The organism is Psychroflexus sp. MES1-P1E, assembly GCF_002836055.1.
In the GTDB taxonomy this organism is placed as follows: domain Bacteria; phylum Bacteroidota; class Bacteroidia; order Flavobacteriales; family Flavobacteriaceae; genus Psychroflexus.
This window is the reverse complement of record NZ_PJBS01000141.1, coordinates 1-5,638: the sequence shown is the minus strand read 5'-3', so window position 1 is coordinate 5,638 and position 5,638 is coordinate 1. Positions and strand designations below refer to the sequence as shown.

At 28.8% G+C, this 5,638-nt stretch carries 5 protein-coding genes; 3 read left to right on the top strand and 2 right to left on the bottom strand.

What is annotated here, in order from left to right; all coding sequences use genetic code 11:
• Window positions 1-239 precede the first annotated feature (239 nt).
• Window positions 240-494: a TetR family transcriptional regulator C-terminal domain-containing protein gene (locus CXF67_RS03970; protein WP_102087557.1), complete on the bottom strand. Its 255-nt coding sequence runs from the start codon at window positions 492-494 to the stop codon at window positions 240-242.
• A 454-nt stretch (window positions 495-948) separates the two neighbouring features.
• Entirely contained in the window at window positions 949-1,494 is a 546-nt protein-coding gene (locus CXF67_RS03965; RefSeq protein WP_102087556.1) for a flavodoxin, read from the bottom strand.
• Between the two features lie 831 nt (window positions 1,495-2,325).
• Between CXF67_RS03965 and CXF67_RS03960 the strand changes: the two genes are divergently transcribed.
• The 3 genes from CXF67_RS03960 to CXF67_RS03950 all read left to right on the top strand — a co-directional run.
• Window positions 2,326-3,381 carry a DNA cytosine methyltransferase gene (locus tag CXF67_RS03960; RefSeq protein ID WP_102087555.1) on the top strand — a complete coding sequence of 352 codons (1,056 nt, stop codon included), beginning with the start codon at window positions 2,326-2,328 and terminating at the stop codon, window positions 3,379-3,381.
• Window positions 3,378-4,409 (top strand): HD domain-containing protein, encoded by a 1,032-nt coding sequence (locus tag CXF67_RS03955; RefSeq protein ID WP_102087554.1) that lies wholly within the window; start codon window positions 3,378-3,380, stop codon window positions 4,407-4,409. The genes CXF67_RS03960 and CXF67_RS03955 overlap by 4 nt, the downstream gene beginning before the upstream one ends.
• 1 nt (window position 4,410) lies before the next feature.
• Window positions 4,411-5,638, top strand: a 1,228-nt coding sequence (locus tag CXF67_RS03950) for an ORC-CDC6 family AAA ATPase (RefSeq protein WP_145990376.1), incomplete at its 3' end; no start/stop codon positions are given.

Sequence of the window (5,638 nt, the reverse complement as noted above, 5' to 3'; positions counted from 1 at the left end):
TAAGGAAGATAACACATATCGGATTTTTTTGTTGTTTCCTAATCCAAATTTATTGAATAGAATAAATATGATTAAGACCAGTCCGGAAATTATACTTAAAACTGGAAAAACACTTAAAACATTCATGTTGATAAATTAAAATGGCAAAGGTAGTCTCAATAGACCTATAAACACAATACGAAAATTGTATTAGGTTATAACTGATGAATTATAGTAAAATAATACAGACTTAAACGTCCTTATTTTAGATTATTTAAATAAGTCTTAAGCTCTTTTAAATAATGACAATAACATGCGTTATCATTCGATACTTTACTTAAACGTCTAATGCCCCAATAACTTGATAATATAAAATAGGCCGCTTGTTTTGGTTCTACATCATTACTTATAGTTCCGTTTTTTATTTCCTTTTTCAACGTATTTTCAATCGTTATTTGCCAATCTAAAGTTACCTCGTTAAGCGCTGATGTCAATTCGGAATTCCATGGTGTCATTTATTGCGTTAAATTTCCAAGTGGACAACCATATGCAAATTTTAAAATTAAATTAAATAATACAGCTTTAGAAGTAACTAAAGTAAAATTAAAACCGCTCTCAAAAGAGCTCAATACCATTGTAAATGGTACAGAAGAAATAATAGATTTTAAAGGAATGCTGTTAGATTAAATTATATGTAAATATAGTTTTAATGCGTCTCATATTATTTAATACGGATAACAAGCCAGGGATTAAAATGGTCTAAAAATTTAGTAAATTCTTTTTAAGGATTTCAGCAACTATTTTATGTGTTTGGTTTAGAATTATGAGAGCTCTAAGACTATTGCGTACCAGAGGATTGCTTAAAAAAAGTGGCCTTAGGTTCCTTTTTGATCTATTTAATACTCTTAAATTGGATATTACAGAAGAATTTTCGGATATTCATATTTGTGTACCCAAAACAATTTAAGTTTATACAGTAGATTTAGATTCGGCTTCGGTACTTTGAAATTCTTTTTTTATTTGAGAAATCCAAGTGGTCAATCTTTCATTTGTGAGTTGAGGCTCGTTGTCCTCATCTATAGCAAGACCATAAAATAATTCGGTATTTTCCTCACTTATTGCTACAGAATCTGTGTGTTGATACCCCTTCGTAGGCCAATACCCTATAATCTGACCACCATTTTTAATAACCTCTTTGGCTAATATGCCAATACCATCTACAAAGTACTCTGCATATGCCATTTGATCACCTAAACCATAAATGGCTACGGTCTTATTTGTAAAATCAATGGTTTTAAAATCCTCAAAAAAATCTTCCCAATCACTTTGTAAATCACCATCATACCAAGTAGACAATCCTAAAATAAGTTTTTCATAATTTTTAAAATCAATAACAGTGGCATCTCCTATTTCCATTAAATCTAGATTATCATGTTTCCAGAGTGTAACAAAATCTCTAGTTATATCATCAGTAATTCCAGTTTCAGATCCATAAAACAAGGCTATATTTTCCATTCTATACAGTATATAAATAATGTTGCAAACTTACTTTATTTTTATTTAAACTAAATAAGAATAGTTTTTAATATATGTAAGTGCTCGACCTCAGACCCCTTTTTAGCAATACAATTGGTCAAGCTTTTTTAATAAGAAATTGTATTCATGCGCTCACAGGTTTAGAAAAAGTACAATTGTTACCAGGAGAGGTCGCCATAATAATAGAAGAAAACAAGTAGCATCACTTTTAAAAACGATGATCTCTGCTAAGAATGGCTGTTTTTATGAAGATTGTTTGGAGATACACAAAATTTTAATTGACACGTGTTGACGAATTTTAAAACGCCCCCAACTAATTGTTATTGAGAGGTTTCAAAACTTTCTGGGATATTTCAAATTATATCATTATAGTTGACTAATGTTTTTATAAATAGTAATAAGTAATATATCATGTTTTCGCCAACGCGCCATCTGTGTTATAAATAGCTTCATCCTCAGGATAAACCTATTTATAAAATGTCCTATAATGTACAGCGTTATGTAACTTTGTTTTGAAAAAAAGCTTTTTACCAATACTAACCTTCTTTATTTTTTTCTTTGTAAAAGTTTCTTTAACAATGTAATGGAATACTCTTTGCCCGAAGCGACGATAGGAGTGAAGTGGGAATGTGTTTGGAATGGGAATAAAACCTATAAAATATTTTTAAAATTTCCTTATTAACAATTTTAGAGAGAAGTTATATTATTGTAAATTTCATTAACAAAATTTACTTATTAAATGCAAAATAAAAATATATCATATCTACTTTTTATAAACTACTTAAAGGTTAATCTTAATAAAGGTAATATATGATTGGAATTGAAATTTTTGCTGGTGCAGGAGGTATGTCAACTGGTGCTGTAAATGCAGGTATAGATGTTTTGATGGCAATTGAGAATAATCCATACGCTGCTCAAACGTATCTTGCAAATCATAAAAAAACGACTGTAGTTATTGATGATATAGAAAATATAAAAGAAATAAAATTTGAAAGAGGTAAACAAGAAGTAATTTTATTTGGAGGACCTCCTTGTCAAGGTTATTCTTATTCAAATAGAAAAACAAGATCATCTAAAAATCCAAAAAACTGGCTTTTTAAAGAGTTTATGAGAAGTATTGAAATGGTAAATCCAGATTGGATTGTCATTGAAAATGTACCTGGATTAAAAAAAATGGACAATGGATTCTTTCTTAAAGCAATATGCGATGATTTACACTCTTTAAAATACACTCCAAGTTTTAAGATTCTTAATGCTGCAGATTTTGGAGTTCCACAAAAAAGAGAAAGAATTTTTATTGTAGCTTCAAAAAAAGGGATAGCATTCGATTTTCCAATTGGAGATTTTGTAAATAATCACGTAACAGTAAAAGATGCTCTTTCTGATTTACCTAATTTAAAGAATGGTTCTATGGAGCCGAAATTAAAATATAAATCAAAAGTAACCTCTGAATATGCTAAAAAATTACGTGGGAGCAAAAGAGTAGTTACTCAAAATTATGTTTCAAAAAACTCTAAAACAGTTATTGAAAGGTATAAACATATAAAGCAAGGTAATAATTGGAATGATATTCCAGTAAACCTAATGGCAAACTATAAAGACCATACAAGGTGTCATAGTAGTATTTATAGAAGATTAAACGAAAATGCTCCAGCGGTTATTATTGCAAATTATAGAAAAAGCATGATGATTCATCCAATTGAAAATAGAGGATTATCAGTTAGAGAAGCAGCAAGATTACAATCTTTTCCAGATCATTACGAGTTTATAGGTTCTCTAGACCAAAAACAACAACAAGTTGGTAATGCTGTACCACCAATCCTAGCAGAAGCCATTTTTAAAAAAATAAAAACATATTCTATATGAGTTGGGTCGATACCACATATGAGATAGCAATGAAAGCTTTATTTAGAAGCAAATTAAAAGAAACAAAGGGTAATCAATTGTTTGGAGAATATGAATCCATTAGAAATTCCCTTGTAAAAGATAATTTTTTTGCCGAAATTAAGGCTAAGGAGCCTGATCTCTCTGATCACAGTCAAAAGCATATTCAAGATGTTTTAGAAAGAGCATATAAAGTAATAGGTGATAAAGAATTTAAAAATTTCACTCCTCATGAAATATATTGCTTAGCAATGATGATTCTTTTTCATGATGTTGGAAATATTTTTGGGAGAAACGGGCATGCCTCAATAGAGAAAATCTCAGAAGTATATAATAGATATAGAGCTAATCATAGCAACTACCGAAATGAAAAAAGAGTTATTGCACTTGGAGCAAGTGCTCATTCAGGTAAAGCAAGAGATGGATCTAAAGACACTTTAAGATTTATAAAAGAGGGGAATATTGAAGGAAATAAAGTCAATCTTTTAGAGTTGTCTGCTATTTTAAGGTTTGCAGATGAACTAGCAGAAGGAAAACAAAGAACTTGTTCTTTTTTATTAGATACGAAACGTTATAAGAAAGGAAGCCTTATTTATCAAAAATATGCAAAAATAACAACTATAGATATTGATAGAGCAGGAGAAAGAATAAATATTTCATATGAAATAAATGTCAGTAAAAAATTTAATAAAAAGGAGCAGGAAGAGATAGCAGAGTTATTGAGATTCACCTACTATAGGGCAAGTAAATTAGACATAGAGAGACGGTATACAAAGCACTATTCTGAAATAGTAAAAAAATTTAAAAGTGTCTCTGTAGCTTATTTTTTCTCAGTCGATGAGATTCCAATAGATTTGAATCTCAAATCTATTGTTTTTGAAGATAAATATCCAATGCCTGATTTAGAATTTAATGATGATGCGACTGTTGCGTTGTATAATTCTATTAAAGAAGATTGTAATGATTATGACACTGATAATTTAATAAATCTAATTAAAAGTAAAACTTAATATGGAGAATCCATTTGTTTTTGATAGACCAAATAATGTTAGTATAGAGCAATTTATTAAATTCTATATTAAGGAGAATATTTATACCAAATTTCTTGAATCTACACGAAACATATTGCTGATAGGAGTAAGAGGAAGTGGTAAGACTTCAACATTGAGATATTACTCTTTTCCCATACAATATGCAAATCCTGAAGTAAGTAATAAATTCGATGTTGTTGGAATTCATATTCCAAGTAAGCACCCACTTTTTAGTAAAAGAGAATATTTACTTTATGAAAACAATAATAAAAAGAGTGTAGTTGTTGAACATTTTTTATGTATTAATATAATATCTTGTATCTGTGAAACATTTATTGAAAGTTCTGCAAATCTTGATTTAACTAAAGAAATTGAGGAATTAATTTTAAAAAATCTTTCTTTCATTTTAGAGTCTGATTTCCCTCAGAATACGTCTTTATTTAAAAGTATTAAATTATTTCTTAATAAAGAAGCTAATGCTAGTCAGAGAAAGTTGAATAATGAAAATTTTGAAAGTTTTATAGATTTTTCTTTTTCGTTTAATAATACGGTAATTCCATTTTTAGAACAATTGAAAAATATTCCAAAACTTAAAGGATCACATTTTTCATTATTTTTTGATGACATTCAGGATTTAGGAAAAATCCATCAAGAAATTATTAATTCTTGGATTTCATATAGAGATAATAAATTATTTAGTTTTAAAGTCGCTACAGCAGATATTAAGCCATCTTTTATAACATCTACAGGTGGAGTAATATTAGAAGGTCACGATTTTGTAAAGATTGATTTAACAAAAAGACTATATAATAAAGATTCAGAATTTAGCAAATTTGCAAAAGATGTTATTGCAAAAAGATTAGTTATTGCCAAAATAGATTCAAGCGTTGATGATTTCTTACCTGAAAGTAAGAATTTTCGAATTGGACTTGACGAAGGAAGAGAGAAAGCAAGAGAAAAAGCTAAAGAAAAATATCCAAATCCAAAAGGCACACAAATTAATGACTATGTTGCTAAGTATGGTAGAGCAATATATTTTAGAGAAAGAAATTCTAAGGCAAATATTCCTGTTTATTCAGGTTTTGAAACTTTAGTAGATATTTCTACAGGAGTAATCAGAAACTTGTTAACACCTGTTTATTTTATGTATGAAAAGCAACGTGCTAACTCAAGTTCAGATTCCATAAAACTAATACCTTCTAATATTC